The 18202-nt window shown below is 64.2% G+C and carries 13 protein-coding genes and 1 pseudogene; 5 read left to right on the plus strand and 9 right to left on the minus strand.

Annotated elements, in window-relative coordinates:
* Positions 1-4 precede the first annotated feature (4 nt).
* On the plus strand, positions 5-913 hold the full coding sequence (locus BLT71_RS03625; RefSeq protein ID WP_091717668.1) for an SDR family oxidoreductase: 909 nt from the start codon (positions 5-7) through the stop codon (positions 911-913).
* A gap of 10 nt (positions 914-923) precedes the next feature.
* Here BLT71_RS03625 and BLT71_RS03630 read toward each other — a convergent pair whose 3' ends face one another.
* The gene (locus tag BLT71_RS03630; RefSeq protein ID WP_407681232.1) at positions 924-4025 is read right to left on the minus strand and encodes an alpha-amylase family glycosyl hydrolase; all 3102 of its coding nucleotides are present in this window, start codon (positions 4023-4025) and stop codon (positions 924-926) included.
* Positions 4026-4263: 238 nt separating this feature from the next.
* A complete protein-coding gene (locus tag BLT71_RS03635; RefSeq protein WP_172829900.1) occupies positions 4264-5340 on the minus strand; it encodes a lactonase family protein in 1077 nt (358 codons plus the stop codon).
* Between the two features lie 231 nt (positions 5341-5571).
* Here BLT71_RS03635 and BLT71_RS03640 point away from each other — a divergent pair, with 231 nt between their 5' ends.
* Positions 5572-6432 (plus strand): methyltransferase, encoded by an 861-nt coding sequence (locus BLT71_RS03640; protein ID WP_091717672.1) that lies wholly within the window; start codon positions 5572-5574, stop codon positions 6430-6432.
* Between the two features lie 88 nt (positions 6433-6520).
* On the opposite strand, the pseudogene BLT71_RS21000 reads toward BLT71_RS03640, so the two are convergent.
* Positions 6521-6730, minus strand: a pseudogene (locus tag BLT71_RS21000) (hypothetical protein); the annotation flags it as partial.
* A gap of 16 nt (positions 6731-6746) precedes the next feature.
* On the opposite strand from BLT71_RS21000, the gene BLT71_RS03645 reads away from it, so the two are divergent.
* The gene (locus tag BLT71_RS03645) at positions 6747-8147 is read left to right on the plus strand and encodes a recombinase family protein (RefSeq protein ID WP_091717674.1); all 1401 of its coding nucleotides are present in this window, start codon (positions 6747-6749) and stop codon (positions 8145-8147) included.
* A gap of 164 nt (positions 8148-8311) precedes the next feature.
* Here BLT71_RS03645 and BLT71_RS03650 read toward each other — a convergent pair whose 3' ends face one another.
* The gene (locus BLT71_RS03650) at positions 8312-9088 is read right to left on the minus strand and encodes a rolling circle replication-associated protein (protein ID WP_091717676.1); all 777 of its coding nucleotides are present in this window, start codon (positions 9086-9088) and stop codon (positions 8312-8314) included.
* 351 nt (positions 9089-9439) lie between these two features.
* Here BLT71_RS03650 and BLT71_RS20315 point away from each other — a divergent pair, with 351 nt between their 5' ends.
* Positions 9440-9685, plus strand: coding sequence for a hypothetical protein (locus BLT71_RS20315; RefSeq protein WP_157693419.1), 246 nt, complete (start codon positions 9440-9442; stop codon positions 9683-9685).
* A 131-nt stretch (positions 9686-9816) separates the two neighbouring features.
* Positions 9817-11418, plus strand: a complete 1602-nt coding sequence (locus BLT71_RS03655) for a GmrSD restriction endonuclease domain-containing protein (RefSeq protein WP_231994514.1) — start codon at positions 9817-9819, stop codon at positions 11416-11418.
* A gap of 18 nt (positions 11419-11436) precedes the next feature.
* On the opposite strand, the gene BLT71_RS03660 is transcribed toward BLT71_RS03655, so the two are convergent.
* The 5 genes from BLT71_RS03660 to BLT71_RS03680 form a co-directional block, all read right to left on the minus strand.
* A complete protein-coding gene (locus tag BLT71_RS03660) occupies positions 11437-13110 on the minus strand; it encodes an HNH endonuclease signature motif containing protein (RefSeq protein ID WP_091717679.1) in 1674 nt (557 codons plus the stop codon).
* A 655-nt stretch (positions 13111-13765) separates the two neighbouring features.
* Positions 13766-14164, minus strand: coding sequence for a hypothetical protein (locus tag BLT71_RS03665; RefSeq protein ID WP_091717681.1), 399 nt, complete (start codon positions 14162-14164; stop codon positions 13766-13768).
* A gap of 123 nt (positions 14165-14287) precedes the next feature.
* A complete protein-coding gene (locus tag BLT71_RS03670; RefSeq protein WP_015935712.1) occupies positions 14288-14554 on the minus strand; it encodes a GlsB/YeaQ/YmgE family stress response membrane protein in 267 nt (88 codons plus the stop codon).
* Between the two features lie 132 nt (positions 14555-14686).
* Positions 14687-15520: an aldo/keto reductase gene (locus BLT71_RS03675; RefSeq protein ID WP_091717683.1), complete on the minus strand. Its 834-nt coding sequence runs from the start codon at positions 15518-15520 to the stop codon at positions 14687-14689.
* Positions 15521-15579: 59 nt separating this feature from the next.
* A complete protein-coding gene (locus BLT71_RS03680) occupies positions 15580-18135 on the minus strand; it encodes a rhamnogalacturonan lyase (protein WP_091717685.1) in 2556 nt (851 codons plus the stop codon).
* Positions 18136-18202 lie beyond the last annotated feature (67 nt).

Here is an 18202-nt window from a genome sequence, read left to right on the forward strand (position 1 = left end):
CGCGATGAACGGCGAACCAGTACTGGTGGTCGGCGGTACCGGCATGCTCGGCGGCCAGGTGGTCACCGCGCTGCTGGACCGGGGTAAGGAAGTCCGCGCCCTGGTGCGGCCCGGATCGGATGCATCGCGGCTCGAAGCCCGGGGAGTGCAGATTGCCCGGGGCGACATGATGGACCCCCAATCCCTGGACCAGGCCATGGCGGGGGCGGACGCCGTGATCACCACAGCTGCCGGCTACACAAAGCACCGCAAGGGCGACAGCCCCGCAACCGACACCACGGGCAACGCGAACCTTGCGGAAGCGGCCGCCCGGGCAGGTGTCCGGCGCTTTGTCCTCACCAGCATCCTGACCTGCGACGAAACCCCGCAGGTGCCGCACTTCTGGCACAAGAAGCTCATGGAGGACAAGCTCGAAGGGCTCGGCGTACCGTTCGTTGCGCTGCGGCCGGGCGCCTTCCTGGACCAGGTCACGCGGTTCGGCGGTGACCCCGTGGCCAAGGGCAAACTGATGTGGTTCGGTTCGCCCAACGTTCCGCTGACCTTTGTGCTCACCCCTGACCTTGCCGGTTACCTGGCAGATGCCGTAGATGCTCCGGGGGTCGACGGGGAACGGATCGACATCGGCTGGGACCGGCCGGTCCGCATGAAGGACGTGGCGGACATGATGGGCCGGCTCAGCGGATCGAGGGTAGGGGTCCGCTCTGTGCCCTTGAGGGTGTTGAAGACTGCGGGAGTGGTGCTGGGGCGGGTGAACCCGACGGTGCCGGATATGGCGTCCATGATGGGCTGGTTCCAGACCGGCCGCTACGTCGCAAACACCACCCGGCAGCGGGCCGTCTTCGGGCCGCCGCCCACGGCCGAGGATGCCATCCGGCGGCTGCTCGGCATCCTCGGCCATCCGGCCGACAGGTAGGTCAGCCCCGCTATCCGGCGGTGATCACGTGGGTGAAGTGGTCGTACCGGAAGGTGACCGGGCCGCCGTCGTGCTCCAACGCGATGTTGGCGCCGGGGGAAGCTCCGCCGGCCCCGTAGCTCACGTTCCAGGACCGGTCCAGGGCGGCTTTGAACTCGTAGCTGCCGGCCGGGAGGTCCGGAAAGGTCAGTTTCCAGATGAGGCTGGCAGGGTCCAGGGTGAGCTGAGCCTGGTCGCACGCGGGATCCCAGTCCGCTGTGCAGCCGAGTTCACTGTCCATGCTGCCTGCGGCGGCAACGGCCCCGGGCTGCTGCGCGGCATAGGTGGCGCTCAGCAGGTGTGTGCTGCTGTCGTAGCGGAAGGTGACCGGGCCGCCCGGGTGGTCCAGGAGGATGTTCTGTCCTGCAGGTTGGCCGTCGGCACCGTAGTTCGCATCCCAGTTGCCGTTGAGGGCCGCCTTGTACTCGTAGGTGCCGGCCGGCAGGTTTGCGGTCAACCGCCAGATCCGGTCCGCCGGGTCCAGGACCAGCTGCGCCTGGGCGCAGGCAGGGTCCCAGTCCGCCGCGCAGCCCATCGCCTTGTTCATTGATCCGGCCACCGCCACCGAATCCGGCTGCGGCGCCTCACCCACAGTGACCGTCCGGGTCCCGCTGGCAACGCTGAACCCGGGCCTGGACAGGAGAGCGCGGTACTGCACCGTGGTGCCGTCGGCCAAGGCGGAGATGTCATCGGTGGCCGAGTACACGGGGGAGGAATCGTCAGTTCCCACGGCCGTCCACTCTCCGCCGCTGATGCTCCGCTGGAAGGACACCACGTTGCTGGACTTTTCGGGATCGGCTGTGGCGCTGAGCTCGACTGCACCCTGGACGTTGCTGCCCTCTGCGGGCTGCTGCAGTGTCAGGACCGGGGCGGGAACGCTTGCATTGCGTGCCTGGCTGGTGGAGGTATGCCCGCCGTTATCGAGCACTGTGGCGCGGTACTCCACGGAGGTCCCGGCGTCCAAGGCGGCGACGTCGTGGAACACCTGGTATGGCGCGGCGTCGTCCGTGCCGATCGGGGTCCAGTTTCCGCCCGCCTGCTTCGCCTCGAAGGTGACCTCGTAGAACGAAGTACCGCCGACGTCGGCCGTCACCTGAAGCCGCCCGTTGTCGCCGGCGGCCGGCGCCGGTTGTTGAAGGACGACGGCGGGAGCGGACTTGGAGTGCGGGATGCGGCCGGAGGACTGGTAGACCACTGTTGAAAGCGGCGGCACGGTGACCGTCAGGGTGCCGGCGTCGGAGGTCTTGGCCTTGGCTGGTGCGTCGCCGTAGATGCGGGTGTAGTTTCGCTTGGCGATGTAGGTGGGAACTTCGGCGGTCTGGGGCTGCCCGCTGTTGTTCAGTGCCACCACGTATTCGCGCTGGTCCTTGGCATCGGTACGGGAGAAAGCGTAGATGCCGGGGCCGTCGGAGGCGTAGCGGCCTTGCTGGGCGCCGTTCCGCAAGGTCGGATGTTCCTTGGTGAGGGCGGCCAGTTCGCTGATTCCGGTGTAGAGCGGATGGGCGGTGTTGAAGTTGTCCGTGGCGTGGGTGGCGTCCGTGCCCAGCAGATCGTCGTCCAGGTATTCCGGCACTTGGCTGGCGAACAGCGTTTGCCGGGCGTCCTGGTCTCCACCCGGCCCCGTGAAGCCCTGCTCGTCCCCGTAGTAGACCACGGGGTTGCCGCGGGAGAAGTACATGAGTTCGTGGGCAAGCCGGTCGCGGGCCACCTTCTCGGCGTCCGTCGCTCGGGGATTGTCGGCAGCGATGAAGCTGCCGATGCGGCCCATGTCATGGTTGCCCAGGAACGTGGGGAGTTGGTAGGCGTTTGAGTCAGCGTCGGTGTACCAGTCATCGCCTGCGAAGAAATCCTGCAGCGTGCTGGCGTCCTGGCCTTTGGACGCGAAGTTCCGCGCTGCGTCCTGAAACGGAAAGTCGAGGACGGCCTGCATCCGGTTCCTCGTAGTGAACTGCGAGGTGAAGCTCTTGGAGGTGTCGAAGACCTCGCCGAACATGAAGAACTCGTCCTTGCCCTGTTCCTTGGCGTAATTGAGCACGTCCGGACCGAAGTCCTGCCAGAACTCGTCGTTAACGTGCTTCATAGTGTCGATCCGGAAACCGTCAACCCCGAAGTCGCGGATCCAGTTCTTGTAGATGTCCTTCATGCCGGTGACCACCGTGGGGTGTTCCGTGAACAGGTCGTCCAGGCCGAAGAAGTCCCCGTAGAACGAGTCCTCTCCGGTGAAGGTGGTGTCACCCCTGTTGTGATACAGCGTGGGATCGTTGAGCCACGCCGGGACCTTGAGGTCCTCTTCGCCGGGTTCCAAGACCGGTTTGTAAGGGAATGAGGTGGCTGCATCCAGTTTCGGGAAGGCGTCCGTCCCCGCGTAGTCGCGGTCATCGAAGGTCTGCCCGTCGGCAGTTTTGTAGGGGACGGCGTCCTTGGGGACGTAGCCTTTCCGTTCATTCTTGTCGCCGTAGCCGATGACGTCCGCCGTGTGGTTGGTGATGATGTCGAAGTAGACCTTCATTCCGCGGGCGTGGGCTTCGTCGATGAGTGCCTTGAGTTCGGCGTTGGTGCCCAAATGGGGATCGATTTGGGTAAAGTCGGTGACCCAGTAGCCGTGGTAGCCGGCCGATTTGTCCTCTGGCTGTACCGCCTTGTTCTTGAAGCTTGGCGTGAGCCAGATGGACGTGGTGCCGAGGCCCTGGATGTAGTCGATCTTGTTTCGGAGCCCGGCCAGGTCGCCGCCGTTGTAAAAGCCCTTCTTGGTGGGGTCGAAGCCGGACACCATGGGGTCGGAGCCCAGGCCTCCCTGGTCATTGGCGGTGCTGCCGTTGCTGAACCTGTCTGCCATGACGAAGTAGAAGTTCTCGTCGGTCACAGGGGCGCGGAGCGAGTGTTGGGCCGCCGACGCCGGGTCCTTCGGGGCAGGGGCGGCCTGTGCCGGGAGCGACGCAGCAGAGATGGCGACGGTTGCCGCGAGGAGTCCCACGGAGGCCCGCCGGGCGGCAGCGCTGGTACGAGTGCGGGAACGGGATGACGTTGGTGACGTGGCGCGTGGGGGCGCGCCGGTGGGGGTGCGGAGTATCAAGGGTGAGACCTTCCTGGTAGCGGCGCTGCTTTACAGGCTTGCTGTCGGCAAGGGTTGGTGCGGCAAGGGCGCCGCCGGGTCCGAAGGAAAGCATGCTTCCTGTGAACCACATCACAACCGTAGGCGCTGGCGCAGGATTACTCCAGTGTTGAGGAAACTGCCCGTCGGAGGCAGCCGGAAGGCCCTCTCACGCGGATTTGAGCCGCTTCATGCCGGGACCTCGCAACGCGCGGCCGTGTCAGCCGTTTGGCACCAGGGCGGTAGGCGAAGGAGTTTCGACGTTATGGACCACCGGTCCGGGAAGGCCTGTCCCTGGGTCCAGGGCGAAGGTGGCCACGTTGTCAGAGCGCTCGTGGGCGACGTGCAGCCAGGGCCCCCGGACCAGGTGGTGCCGGGGCCAGTCCCCGCCGCTGTCCAGGTCCTGCACGGGCAGCAGTTCACTGCCGTTGCTGCCCACCTCAAGCACGCTGATCCGGTTGGATCCGCGGACGCCTGCGTAGGCAAAGGTGCCTTCGGGGCCGAGGCAGATTTCGGCGGCCGAGTCGCCGTCCTTGGCACCTCCCAGTGTTGCGGGACCGCGGAACACCAGCTCGAAGATGCCGGCGTCCGGCCGGACAACAAAGACCTCGATGGAGTATTCGGAGACGACGAACACGTTACCGCCGGAGTGCAGTGTCAGATGCCGGGGGCCGCTGCCGAAGGGCAGGACAACCTCATGGTCGGCCACCAACCCGGTCCCGGGTTTGTAGGTCCAGATTCGGAGTGTGTCGTGGCCCAGGTCTGTGGTCATGACCCGCCCGTCGTGCAGCATAAGGCTGGTGTGCGCCCTGCTCTGCCGGCGCTCATCGGGGGAGTGGGCCGCATGCGGATCAACCGACGGCGAGGCCGGAAACCGCTCCGTGATCCCGCCGTCGGCATCCAGTTCATAGAGCAGGACCTGGCCGTCTCCCCAGCAGGTTGCGGTGACGAAGCGGCCCTGCGGGTCTACGGCAACGTGGCAGGTGGCCTCGCCTGCCGGCCAGGGTGTGCCCATCGGTTCCAGCCTGTGGTTATCAACGTGCCGGTAGGCCTGGACCATCCTGCGCTGCTCGGCCACGGCGTACACCACGGGAAGGGTCGGGTGGACGGCAACGAACGACGGCGACTGGGCCGCCACTGCCGTGCCGAGCCATTCCAGGCTCCCGTCCGCGTTGGCTCGGAGGGCGCCGATGCCCTCTGCGCGTCCGCCGCCGTCCGGGGTGTAGGCGCCAGTCCAGATGATGGCGGTGTGAGGAACTTGGCCCTCTGTGGCAGGTGTCCCGGAGGCAGGTGTCATGGCTCCATCCTGCCAATAAACACTGCCACTGCCGCGGCGGCGTGGCGTCAATTACGATGAAATTTCCAGCCAGGCAGATGGAGGGTGATCCGGTGGGTGATCTTGTTGTCTCGGGTTCACTCCCTCGCCGGCCGGTCTCCCAGCGCCGGGCAACCACTAGCGCCCGCACTCATTCCGAAGGGGAGCACGTTGCATCCTGTCCCGTCCTCCGGAACTCCGAAACAGTTGGGCATGCGTGTGGTTGAAGTAGCCGACGCTCTGCGGGCCGCCGGCTGCGTGTTTGCCGAGGAGGAAGCCCAGCTTCTCCTTGAGCAGGCGGCCAGCCCCGCCGAGCTGGCAGACTGCGTGCGGCGCCGGGTGGCAGGTGTTCCGCTGGAGTACATCCTGGGCTGGGCAGAGTTCGATGGCCACCGCATGGCGGTCCGGCCCGGTGTTTTCGTTCCCCGGCGCCGGACCGAGCTGTTGGTTCGGCTTGCCGCTGAGCTGATATCAGCAGAGGACGGTATGTCACGCGGCGCCGTTTCAGGTGCCTCCCCGTCCGGCAGCGCCACGGCGGTCCAAGGCCCACGGGGAAATGCTTTCTTCGATGGTGTGGTGGTGGACTTATGTTGCGGTTCCGGAGCCGTTGTGGCGGCCCTTGCGCGACGATTCCCACGAGCAGAACTGCACGCCGCGGATATTGATCCCGTGGCTGTGGAGTGTGCGCGGAGCAATCTCGAGGCCATGGGTGGCCAGGTCCACATCGGTGATCTGTTCGATGCGCTCCCTCACAGGCTTAGAGGCAGGGTCGACATCCTCGCCGTCAACGCACCATACGTTCCCACCGATGCCATCAAAACCATGCCGCCCGAGGCGCGCGTTCACGAACCGCTCATTTCCCTCGATGGCGGACCTGACGGGCTCGACTTCCACCGCCGTGTGGCGGCGGGCGCCAAGGACTGGCTCGCGCCGCACGGCTGCGTGCTCATTGAAACCAGCGGGCAACAGGCCGACGGCACAGCCGCGCTCGTGGCCGCCACAGGACTTTCTGTGACCACCGTTCATTCAGAGGAACTCGATGGCACGGTCGTGGTGGGGAGCGTCCACAAGTAGGGGCGCCCCCGGCGGTGCGGGTGCAACCACGCGCCTGTAGCTGTCCTGTCAACGTGTTGGGGGCAACCCCAAATGTGTTGGGCGTGGGTCATGGCCAGGGGGTGTTGGCTGCGGTGGGCGCTGGTTGTGGTGGTTGGGGTGGTGGTTTGAAGTAGTGGTTTTGTTGGGGTGTTTGGGTGGGGTCGATGTGGGGTGGGGGGATGAAGGTTGGGGTGCCGTTGGTGGTGGTGATGGTCCAGTTTTCTTTGTGGATGAGGTGGTGGTGATGGGTGCAGAGGAGTGTGCCGTTACTGACGCTTTGTTAGTCTGACCCCATGCAAAAGCCCGGCTCGGCCGCGATCTACGCCCGCATCTCCTCCGACCAGTCAGGGGAGGCCCTCGGCGTGACACGTCAGTTGGAGGATTGCCGGAAGCTCGCCGCCGATCACGGCTGGACCGTGGGCGAAGAATACGTCGACAACGACATCAGCGCTTTCAAAGGAAAGCCGCGGCCGCAGTACCAGCGGATGCTCGATGACCTCGCCGGAGGCTACCGGGACGCCGTCATCGTCTACAACATGGACAGGCTGACCCGACAGCCGATGGAGCTGGAGCAGTTCACCAGGCTTTGTGAACAAGCCGGGGTGACACAGGTCAAATCCGTGACAGCGGACATTGATCTCGGCAACGATGACGGCCTCTTCATGGCCCGCATCCTGGCAGCGATTGCCTCCAAAGAATCCGGCCGGAAGTCCCAGCGACTCCAGCGCAAGGCGCGTCAGACCGCAGAACAAGGACTACCGAACGGCGGACACCACCGGCCCTTCGGATATGAGCAGGACCGCATGACGGTCAACGAGGCCGAGGCGGAAATTCTTCGGCAGGCCGTGGCCCGGTTCCTCGCCGGGGAATCCTCGCGTTCCATCTGTGTATGGCTGAACGAGGAAGGCGTACAGACCACTGCTGGTGGTCAGTGGCAGACGATGACGCTGAACGCGATACTCAAATCCGGGCGCATCGCAGGACTTAGGGAACACAAGGGAATCGTCGTTGCGGACGCCCAGTGGCCCGCCATCATCACACGTGAACAGCGACAGCAGATTCTTGGCCACTTCGAAACCAAAAGGCGCACGAACACCCGCGCCCCGCGCCGCTACGTCCTCTCCGGGCTCCTACGCTGCGGCAAATGCGGAAACAAACTGTTCTCCGCCATTCGCGTCGACACCCGCCGCTACGTCTGCCTGTCTGGGCCCGACCACGGCGGTTGCGGTGGCATCGCGATCGTCGCCGCCCCACTGGAAGAGTTCCTTGCCGCAGGCGTTCTTATGCGCTTGGACACCATCGAGTTGTCCGAAACGCTGAAAGGCCGCCGCGCAGCCGACGACCGACAAAGCACCCTGCTTGAGTCGCTGGAAGATGACCGTAACCAGATGAAGGAGCTTTCTGAACTATGGGCAGCGAAAGACATCTCGAGCGCGGAGTGGAAGGCCGCGCGCGGCCCCATCGAAGCCAGAATCAAAGCCACCGAACGGCAACTGGCGCAGGCCTCAAACTCCACAGCACTTGATGGGCTGATCGGCACCGGCAGCCAGCTCAAGGAACAATGGGAAACGCTGAACCTTGACCGGCAGGCCGCGATCATCAAGGCCGTCTTGGACTATGCGACCATCATGCCCGGAACGCCTGGGGCACGGTCACTGGACCCGGCCCGGATTCAGCCCGTGTGGCAGCTATGACGCCGCGGCGGTACTCCGGCCGCTGCCGCGTCCGTCCGTTCCCTGCGCGGCACCCATAAGCACGCCAACCCGGGCAAGAACACCGGGATCAGTCACGCGAACCGGAACACCCTGGGCAGCGCACGTGGCCTCCACCCACTCAGCAAGCACCCGCTGGTCGACCATCACGCACCCCACTGCGCCCAGATAGCAGGGGCACCCGCCCAGTCCTCCACTGAGGCCGACGACCATTGCGTCACCGGAGGGCCATTCAAGTAGTCGGAGGCCTGCGCAAGGACATCTCCGGGGGAGTCGCCGCTGAGGGCAAGTCTGACCGGTTGGAAGCCCTGCGCCACGTCGTAACGGTGCAGCCCGAACACCCGCGACTCCGGATCAGTGAATGTCTTGGTCACGTATTTGGACAGATACCCGGCTGCCTTGCGTGCTTCGGACAAAGCCCCGGAACCGACCGGCAAATCACCCAGCAGCTTGATATGGACATGCCCGCGGCCCCACACTTCTCTGATCAGGCGCTGCCGGACGTATTGGCCGACAGCGAAGTGGGCATGCAGGCCGTGATCCGTCTTGTGCCACTCTGGAACCCAGGCGTATGGCAGTGGATAACCGCCGAGACCTGACCGGAGGTCCCGGAAAAATGCGCCAAGATGGGAGCGCAGCTCCTGCGGATCACGGCAGGGCTTTGCGTACGTGAGGGTGCCAAGACGGTTGAGCCGGTTTGCTGCACAATAGCGGCGAAGTTTTGACCGTGCCCGCCTCCCGGCCTCCGCAGCTGCACGCTCTGGATCGGCAGCAGAGCCTTTTGCCACGAAGGCGCGGTTCGGTTTGTACGACGACCGGAACCCACCGCCGCCCTCGCCGGCATCCGGATACAGAGAGAAGAACCAGCCGGCATCCGCGGCGATGAGCCGACCAAGGGAAGCGCTGACAGGTGACGTAGACATAGGACCCCAAGAGAACGAAACCGACAAGGAATCGCCAAGGTCCACTGACAAAAATGGTTGATGATTGACAGGGGCCTTAGCATCCGGTCTCGCTCCGGTGGGCCCAACTCTGTCATTTAACCGTGAGCATTCTCTTGGACGCGGGCCTACCACGCTGCTCGGCCCCCCAGGAAGGCCACCTGCTAAGTATCTATTCCGGCCCTGAGTTGGTTCTGCCGGTCCTGCAATGCGCCCATCTTGCCACACGAATTACACGGCTGTCACTAGCTGCCGCGGGACGTTCGTCCTCGGACGCGGAGCGTCCTGCGGGCGCTGCGTCCCTTGCCACCGTCTGCCCGCTACTCTGAGCGCATGAATACGAGCCACGAGCGCAGCGGCGAACACGGACCCGACATCTTGATTGTCGACACCCCGGGCGGCACGCGACCTCACCTTGCGCTGCTCGATGACCCCTACATCTCGTTCTGCGGCGTAGAGACTTCCGGACCATCGCGAACATGGTTCGCACTTACAGGATGCAAGCGCTGCGCAGCGGCAGCACGTAAAAAGGGCATCGCCGCCGTAACCGACGTCGACGGCGACATGTGCCTGATGTAGTCCCCGAGTTATGTTGCTATTTCAAGTAAAGACCGCCGCTGCCGCGGCGGCTTCCCAGACGGCTGCGCCGCCTGCCGTATTCTCGTGAGTAGATATCAGCCTATGGAGGAATTGTGGCCGAACTTAAGAGCATGCCCATCAGAACGCTTCTCGCCCAGGTGCATAGCGGACAGATCCGAATCCCCGCATTTCAGCGAGCGTTCGTGTGGGATTCCGAGAGAATTGCTCACTTCATGGATTCCATTTACAAGGGATACCCATATGGCTCGCTTCTGTTTTGGACAACCCAGCAGCAGTTGGACGCCGACCGCCAAATCGGCCCTTACTCCTTGCCTGAGCCTGAAGGCAAGCACCCAGTGACATATGTCTTGGATGGTCAACAGCGAGTTACATCGCTCTTTATGACTTTTCAGACAGAGCTCACCAGGCCGGCCGGGAACGAGTATCCGGATGTGTATTTTGACCTCACAGCCGAATCTAGCGCTCAGCAGTCGCAGTTCCTCGCCTTGGCCGAAAGCGAGGTCGACCCCAATGCCCACTTCCCGCTGAGGGCACTGTTCGACTCGGCAGAGTATCGTCGTGCGACTGACCCATTCAGTGCGGACGCGGACAAGCTAAATCTCCTAGATGACCTGCACAGTCGCTTCAAGGAAGCGATGATTCCCGTTCAGGCGATCGAGACCGAAGACCGGGCTACGGTCGCAATCGTGTTCGAACGAATTAACCGGCTCGGCGTGGAACTGAGTCCGCTTGAGCTGCTGTCAGCTTGGACGTGGAGCGAAGACTTCGACCTTCGGCAGAAATTCTTGGATTTGGAAGACGAATTGGAACTCTTTGCCTTCGGCGACGCGGTCACCGGCGGAGACCTGGTGTTGCGGGCCTGTGCCGCCGTACTCAAGGGCGACCCCACCGTCGAGGCCCTGATGAGTGCCGACGGCGACGAAATACGGGATGCATACGAGCGAGTGGTGAATGGCATCAAGGGGGCCGTCGAATTCCTCAGCAAACAACTCAACGTTGAAACGGTGAAGACGCTCCCTTACCCGCTGATGCTTGTTCCCCTAGCTGTGTTCTTTGCTGTCAATTCCGGCCAGCTTCCCCGACACACCAATGCCCAAACAAAGGAACTGAAGAAGTGGTTCTGGAGAGCTTGCTTCTCGGAGCGTTACAGCGGCCAAACTATTCGCGCGGCTAAAGCAGACATCATAGAAATGGCGGCGCTGAGGGAAGGGTCCGCAACCGAGATCGCTAAATTCTCGGTTGCCGTATCCGAAGATTTCTTCCTTACCAGCAATTTCCGAATGAACTCAGCGCGAACAGCGACGTTCGTCAACATGCTCGCGAGCAAAGGGCCTCGCAGCTTCCTTTCCGGCAACAAAGTAGACCTCAAGGCAGTTCTTCAGGCTTACAACAAGAGCGAATTTCACCATATCTTCCCCAAGGCGCACCTCGAAGAGCTAGGGGTCGACCCCTACGAGATCAACAGCTTCGCCAACTTCTGCTTCCTCTCGCGAGACGACAACAACAAGATTCGCCGCAAGGCTCCCGACGTTTACAGGCAGCTCATGCCTGACGACGAGGACAGCCTGGAGGAAATCCTGACGTCGGCGTTCCTGGAAGACGAGGACTTCGCATCGGATTTCGAGACATTTCGCAAGGCTCGAGCGTCAAGGCTGGCAACCTACGCCCGCACGCTATGCGGAATAGCCGAACCTAAAGGAGATGCCTCGTAACCGGCTGAAGGGGTCAGATTAGCAACTTGTGCCGTTGGTGGTGTTGGTGTGGCCTCCGTGTGACCAGTAGGTGATGTGGTGGGCTTCGCACCAGGGGGCGGGGATGGTGCAGTTGGGGAAGGTGCAGCCTTGGTCGCGGGCGGTGAGGGCTACGCGTTGGGTTGGGGTGAAGAGTCTGGTTTTGCGTCCGAGGTCGAGGATTTCGCTGGTGGTGCCCAGGAGTGCGGGGATGATGTCGGCGTCGCAGGCGATTTTGCGGAGGGTGGTGGCGGCGACGGGGCCGGTGAAGGCGAAGGTTCCGGCGGCCGGTGTGTGGGGTGTTGTGGGTGTGGGGGTGGGGAAGAGGTCGTGGTGGTTGATGGTGGCGATGATTTGGGGTCTGTTGCCGCCGGTGGTGGGGAGGTGGTTGGTGGTGAGGGCGGTTTTGACGGCGGTGATGATGCCGTCGAGTTGTTGTTGGGGGCGGGTGCGGCGTTCCAGGTCCGGGGCGGGGGATGCCTGATTGCCTGAGCGGGCGCCTTCTTGAAGCACGGTGTTGTCGCCATTGCCCCCGTCGTCGGCGTCTGTGGCTGCCCGGTTGGTGGTGGTGTTGGGGGTGGTGGTGCGGGGGTTGGTGGCGATGTTCATGGCGGTGAGGAGGTGTTCGTATTGGTCGGTGGTGGCGAAGATTTCGACGTGGTGGAGGCCGTGGCGGGGTTTGCGGATGAAGGCGCCTTGGGTGTGGCGGAGTGCTTCTTCGGTGGGTTCGGTGCCGTCGGCGTCGATGGTTTCGGTGAGGCGTTGGGCCAGGCGGGTGAGGAAGTCGGGGTCTGCGGTGGTGGCGGCGTGGGTGAGGTGGTGTTCGATGCCGTGCAGGATTTCGGGGGTGGTGTGGTGTTGTAGCCGGTCGAGGGTGGCGGTGATGATGGTGGCCGCCTGGGAGGACACGGCGGGTGCGGTGATGGTGTGTGGTGGTGTGGCTGGGGTGGCGGGCTGGCCGGTGCTGGCGTCGGATGGTGCGAGGGTGGTGGCGAGGTGTTCGTGTGGTGGCGGTGTGGGTGTGCCGGTGAGGGTGGTGCCGGGCAGGGTTTGCTGGGCGAGGGTGAGGCGGCGGCGGGCTTCGCGGATGGGGATGCGGAGCCTGAGCCGGAGGAACTCGGCGGTGTTCCGGCAGCCGTCATCGGCCGGGGACCTCACCACCGTGGGTGCCCCGGCGGGTGTGGGCCAGTTGGTGTCGGTTTCGTTGAGGGTTTCGGTGCCGTTGGCGTCCCAGGAACTGACCCCGGCGGTAGTGCGGCGTGCGGTCCGGTGGGTGGCAGCCCGGGTGGCGGCGTCGGTGATCGCGTGGGTGCGGGTGTGGTCCACGGCCCCGGCAGCGATGAGTTGGAGATACTCCACGCAGCGGGAGAGCTCTTCGACGTCGGCGGCGAACGTGGCCGCGCTGGTGTAGCCGGTTGTGGGCAGGGCTTCGCGGGCTGTGACAGCCGCGGCGGCCACCCGTGCGGTCAGGGCAGACACATCCAAAGGCAGGTCCAGTGGCTGCTCTGATGCGTGGTCTGGTGCGGGGGAGCCGGGGACGGGCCGAAGGTGGCCTGCCGTGCGGAGGTTCGGCCCGTCGTCGGGCGTGGCGGAAGGGCGGCTGCTGGAGCGGCCCAGAGGCAGCAAGCCCGAAGAGTCCCCGCTCTCCGACACCTGCTCCCCAATGGCTTCCATGACCCCACTCTGCCAAAGGGCACTGACAATCAGGACCCCCACAAACCCCTATGTGGAAAACCTGACCCCAACCGGCCCCTGACCAGGTCACGCGACCCGGTCACGTCACCCGCAGTCGGAGCGGACGCGCAGCTGTACCTCGAGGAAATTTGCCATTTTCTTGATGGTTTCCAGCGGTTTCGGCGTTCGCCCGGGACTAGGGTTGCCGTAGTGGTTCATGCAGACGGGCCTTCGTCAACAATGGGCCGGGAGTGGCAAATGGCTGGCAGGGAACGCGGCAAGACGGTCCGGGAGGACCCTGAGGATTCGGGTAATGACGCTGCCGTAAACGCGGATTCCGTTGCCCCTGAGCATGCGGAAGACGTGGATAGCCTCCAGCCAGCACGACGTGTACCGGGGATCAACGGTTACGACCCCAACCAATGGCCCGACGCCAGGTCTTAGGTTTTGGCAGCGCATGGATGCTCGGTTCGATTCCCTGCACCGGCAGCACGGAATAGGCAGGAGCCAGCGGGCAGAGCTTAAACACGCTGCCGGCCGGCGCGTCCCCCAAGGATCGCGACGGCCGGCAAGGCGAATCAGTTGTAGCACACGGAAGGCAGGAGCCCCTTGTCAATCGGGGGTTCACCCCAAGGCGGCTGTCTCCGCGGAGCGGTTAGCTCTTGGAGTTGCCCTCGCTGGTGGTGCCGAGGTTCGTGGTTTCGGGATGCGTGCTGTGGGCTGGAATGTGGTCTCCGCCGAGCCCGCCCGCCGAACCGGCGGAAGGTGAAGTATCGGCGCTGGATGGCGCTGACTTCCCGGAGGAGTCATCGCGGTGTATAGCCGAACCCAACACAGTTCCGGCGCGCCGGGCTGCTTCTGTGAGCTGGTCGGCTACATCCGGGGCTTTCTCCTTGATGGCCTCGGTAGCAACTGCCACTTTGTCCTGAACGGGCTTGCTGTCCCAGACTCCGGCGGCGCGGGCCTTCAGCTTGTCGTATGCAGCGCGTCCTGACCGTGATCCAAGGACGTAACCGACGGCAACTCCAACACCCAAAAGAAGCTTGTTTTTCATGGTGAACTCCTGCTCCGAAAGAAGGTTTCCAGGTCCGGCCCGGCTGCAACGCCGTGACCGGAAATGTGAAAACCGGCCTGGGGATGTACTCCCCAGGCCGGCTTCCTGGCTGTGGGCGCTGCGTTAGCGGCGCGCACCGCGCTTAGTGACCATGCCGTAGATCGCAAGGACGATCAGCGATCCGAGGATCGCCAGCAGCCAGGTCTGCAGCGAGAAGAACTCCTGCAGTCCGCCGCCGAACAGCGCGCCGCCGATCCATCCGCCAAGGAGGGCACCTACGACGCCCAGCACCATGGTGATGATCCAGCCGCCGCCCTGGCGTCCCGGAAGGATCGCCTTTGCAATCGCACCGGCAATAAGTCCGAGAATCAGAAATGCAATGAAACCCATTTTTTCGCTCCTCTTCCTAAGTAAGGACGCCCCCGGATTCCGGAGGCAATTCATCCTCTGCCCTAATAGTAATCATGCTTACTATCGATTTGCCAACCCCGGAGAGGAGGAAAGAGGCTGCTCAGGGCCGCCTCAGTGTCCGGTTACGTCCGAATCGTTTCCGGCGCCGGGGCCCTCGTCGAGGGCAGCCAATTCCGCGAGATCCTGCGGATCCAGGACGAAATCGAAGACATCCAGGTTCTCACGCATCCGGTCCGGATTGGCAGTCTTCGGAATCGTTACCAATCCGTTTTGAACGTGCCAGCGCAGCACCACCTGGCCCGGCGTCTTGCCGTGCTTTTCGGCCAGCCGGCCCACGACCGGTGCGCCCAGGATGCCGGCCCCGGAACCACCCAAAGGGCTGTAGGACTCGGTGGCAATGCCATGTTTTGCATGGAATTCCCTTGCGGCCACCCGGGTCACGGCAGGGGTCAGCTGGACCTGGTTGACGGCGGGAACAATATCCGTTTCAGCCATCAACCGCTCGAGGTGCTCGGGCTTGAAGTTGGACACGCCGATGGAGCGCACCTTTCCCTCTGCCTGAAGGCGCTCGAACGTTTTCCATGTGGAGATGAACTGATCCCGGCCGGGCAAGGGCCAGTGGATCAGCAGCAGGTCCACATAGTCGAGGCCAAGGCGCTGCAGCGACCCCTTCAGCCCCTCCACAGCCTTGTCATTCCCTTGGAACTCGCCATCCAGTTTGGTGGTGATGAAGAGGTCGCCGCGATCAGCGCCGCTGGCCTTGATGCCGTTGCCCACGCCGCGTTCGTTGCCGTACTTCACTGCCGTATCGATGTGCCGGTAGCCGGCTTCTACGGCATGGACGACGGCGGCCGCCGCCTGGTCGTCGTCCAGCGGCCACGTGCCAAGACCGATCTGGGGAATCGAGTATCCGTCGTTGAGTGCGATAACCGGTGCAAGTGTCATATCAACAGTCTGCCGTTAATCCGGCGGTCCTTTCCCTGGGGACATCATGCGGCGAAGCCCTATTTCTCGAAAGCGCGGAGGACGTTGCCTGCGTTATGGTTCAGCACCGCCCTGGCTGTGTCGGATACCTTGTCCGGGTTCTTCTGCTGGGCCAGGAATTTTACGAAACGCTGGATGGCCTGCCCTGCCTTGGCGGCGTCGCGGTCCTCCACGGCCTTCTGCGCTTGCTGGGTAGCCGCGGTGAGCTGGCTGGCCACCGGGCCCGCGATCTCGCCCGATTCCACGAGGTCCTCCACCGCATTCTGCAGTGCCTTCACGCTGCCCGGAAGCCACGCGGCGCGCAGCGGGACGTTGCCGAACTTCATGTCCGAGGCGAGGTAGAAGTCCGTATAGGACGGCTGGTTGTACGTGGTGTTCTGGCGGGCCACCTCGGCACGGTACTGGGGATCGTGCATCAGGGTGTAGAGCTTGTGGCCCGTCACCTCGGTGCTTAGGTAGATCCGCAATGCGGAGCTGTCGGCGGTGCGGACCACCAGTTCTTCGCGCCAGTCGCCCAGGATGTCCGCCACCAGGCTGGGGGTGCCCTTGGTGCCGTTGTTGGTGCGCGTGCCGTCCGCGGTCAGCAGGCGGCCCCGCGTCCAGTCGTCGATGGTGGGAGTCTGGTCGCCGGATCCGTTGACGATCTGGGTTGTCATGTTTGCGGCCCACCTGATGCTCATGTTGGTGCCTGGGCTTGTGCTGGAAAGCTTGCGGCCGTCGGCGGACTGCATGCCGATCGCCCAGTTCTCCAGGCCGGGGACGGAGGGATCGACGTCGCCGATCATGCCGCGTCCCGTGTCCTTGCCGGAGTAGGCACCGAACAGCACCTCACCCGTCGCGGCGTCGCGCATGGCGTAACCGTACGGCGCGTAAGTAGCGCCCTCGTGGACGGTGAAGATCTCCTTGCCGGGGCGGTTGGGGTCGATGTCCGCCACGTGCATGGCATCGCCGTGGCCCAGGCGTGCCTCCTCGCCCGGCGTGGCACTGCCAGCCGGCAGGGTGTCGAATGAGCTGTACAGAAGCGACCCGTCGTCGTCGAGCGTTGCCGAACCGTAGACGATCTCCTGCTTGCCGTCGCCGTCAACGTCGGCGGCGCTCAGGGAGTGGAAGCCCTGGGTGGTGAGCTTGCCGTAGGTCGGGTCCGTGCCGTCCCGGCCGTGCGGGGAGTCGTTGAACGGGTTGGTCATGGGGGTCCAGCCCGAGTCCACGTTCCATACGGGGGAGAGGTTGGCGCCGTCCCAGGTGTAGGTGGCCAGGGTGGTGCGGGTGTAGTAGCCGCGGGCGAACACCGCAGCGGGCTTCTTGCCGTCCAGGTAGGCGACGCCGGCGAGGAACCGGTCCACGCGGTTGCCCGGTTCGATGCGGGCCATGGCGTAGTCGCCCCACATCATGCCGTCGTCGGTCCGGCCCGGCTGGTAGGCGACGGTCTTCAGTTCCTTACCCGTGGCACCTTCGAAGACGGTCAGGTATTCCGGGCCGGACACGATGAATCCTTCGAACGCGCGAAGGTTGTTCCGGGCGCTGCGCGAGGGGGCGTAGACGTCCATGAAGTAGTCGGTCAGCGCCTCGGCATCGGCCTGGGACAGCGGGTACTTGTACTTCGGCGCGATGCCGAAGGCTTCTTCGAGGGTGGCCGGCCAGTTCCCGGCCTTGACCTCGGGGTGCTCCGTCCAGCCCTGGAAGGCCTTCACCATGTGCTGGTAGTAGTCCGCCGCGCTCATCCGGTAGTCGTCGCTGTTCGAGTACCCGGCATTGATATCGGACCGGAGCATGGTGATGAACGATTCCGCGGCCACGCTGCCGTCCGCGTTGTAGTTGGTGGTCTTGGTGCCCGGCGCGGTCTTCATCATCAGCTCGGCCCGGCCGTCGCCGTCGAAATCGTTGACCAGCATCTGGGTGTAGTGGGCACCGGAGCGGATGTTGACGCCCAGGTCGATCCGGTGGAGGAGCGTGCCGTCGGCCTTGTAGGTGTCCACATACGTATTGCCGGTGTAGCCCACCTGCGAGACGTCCTTGGAGTTGTTGGGGTCCCACTTGACGATGAACTCGTACTGGCCATCGCCGTCCACATCGCCCACGGAGGTGTCGTTGGCCGAGTAGGTGTAGGCCTGGCCGGTGGGCGTGGTGCCGTCGGCCGGCTTCTTCAGCGGGATGTCCTTGAAGTTGCCGCCCCAGGAGGTTGCGGTGGCGCTTTCGTCCAGTTCGACGCCGCCGACGACGGCCCTCACCTGGTACTTCGACGCGGCGGTCCCGGCGGGGTCCTGGTAGTTGGTGCTGTCCGTGACCGTCGCCAGCTTCTGCCCGTCCCGGTACACGTTGAAGTCAGTGCCCGTGAGGCCCGTCGCGGAGGACCCGGTGGCCTCGTTGCCGAGCAGGCGCCAGCTGAGGAACACCCCTTCGGACGTCCCCGCAGCCACCAGGCCGCGGTCCAGGTAGTCGAGCTGGATTCCCGGATTGCCGGGCTTGGAGGGGGAAGGCCCGACGGCGGCAGCAGGGGCTGCGAGGCAGCCAACGGTGAGTGCCAGCCCGAGAGTGGCGACCGACAGGAGGCGTGCGGGAGCCTTGGAGGGATTCATCAGTGAATCCTTTCAATTTTGAAATGGGAAAACGCTTCCCCAGCAATCTAGACGGCGGGGTGGGCCA

It is taken from the genome of Pseudarthrobacter equi (genome assembly GCF_900105535.1).
In the GTDB taxonomy this organism is placed as follows: Bacteria; Actinomycetota; Actinomycetes; order Actinomycetales; family Micrococcaceae; genus Arthrobacter; species Arthrobacter equi.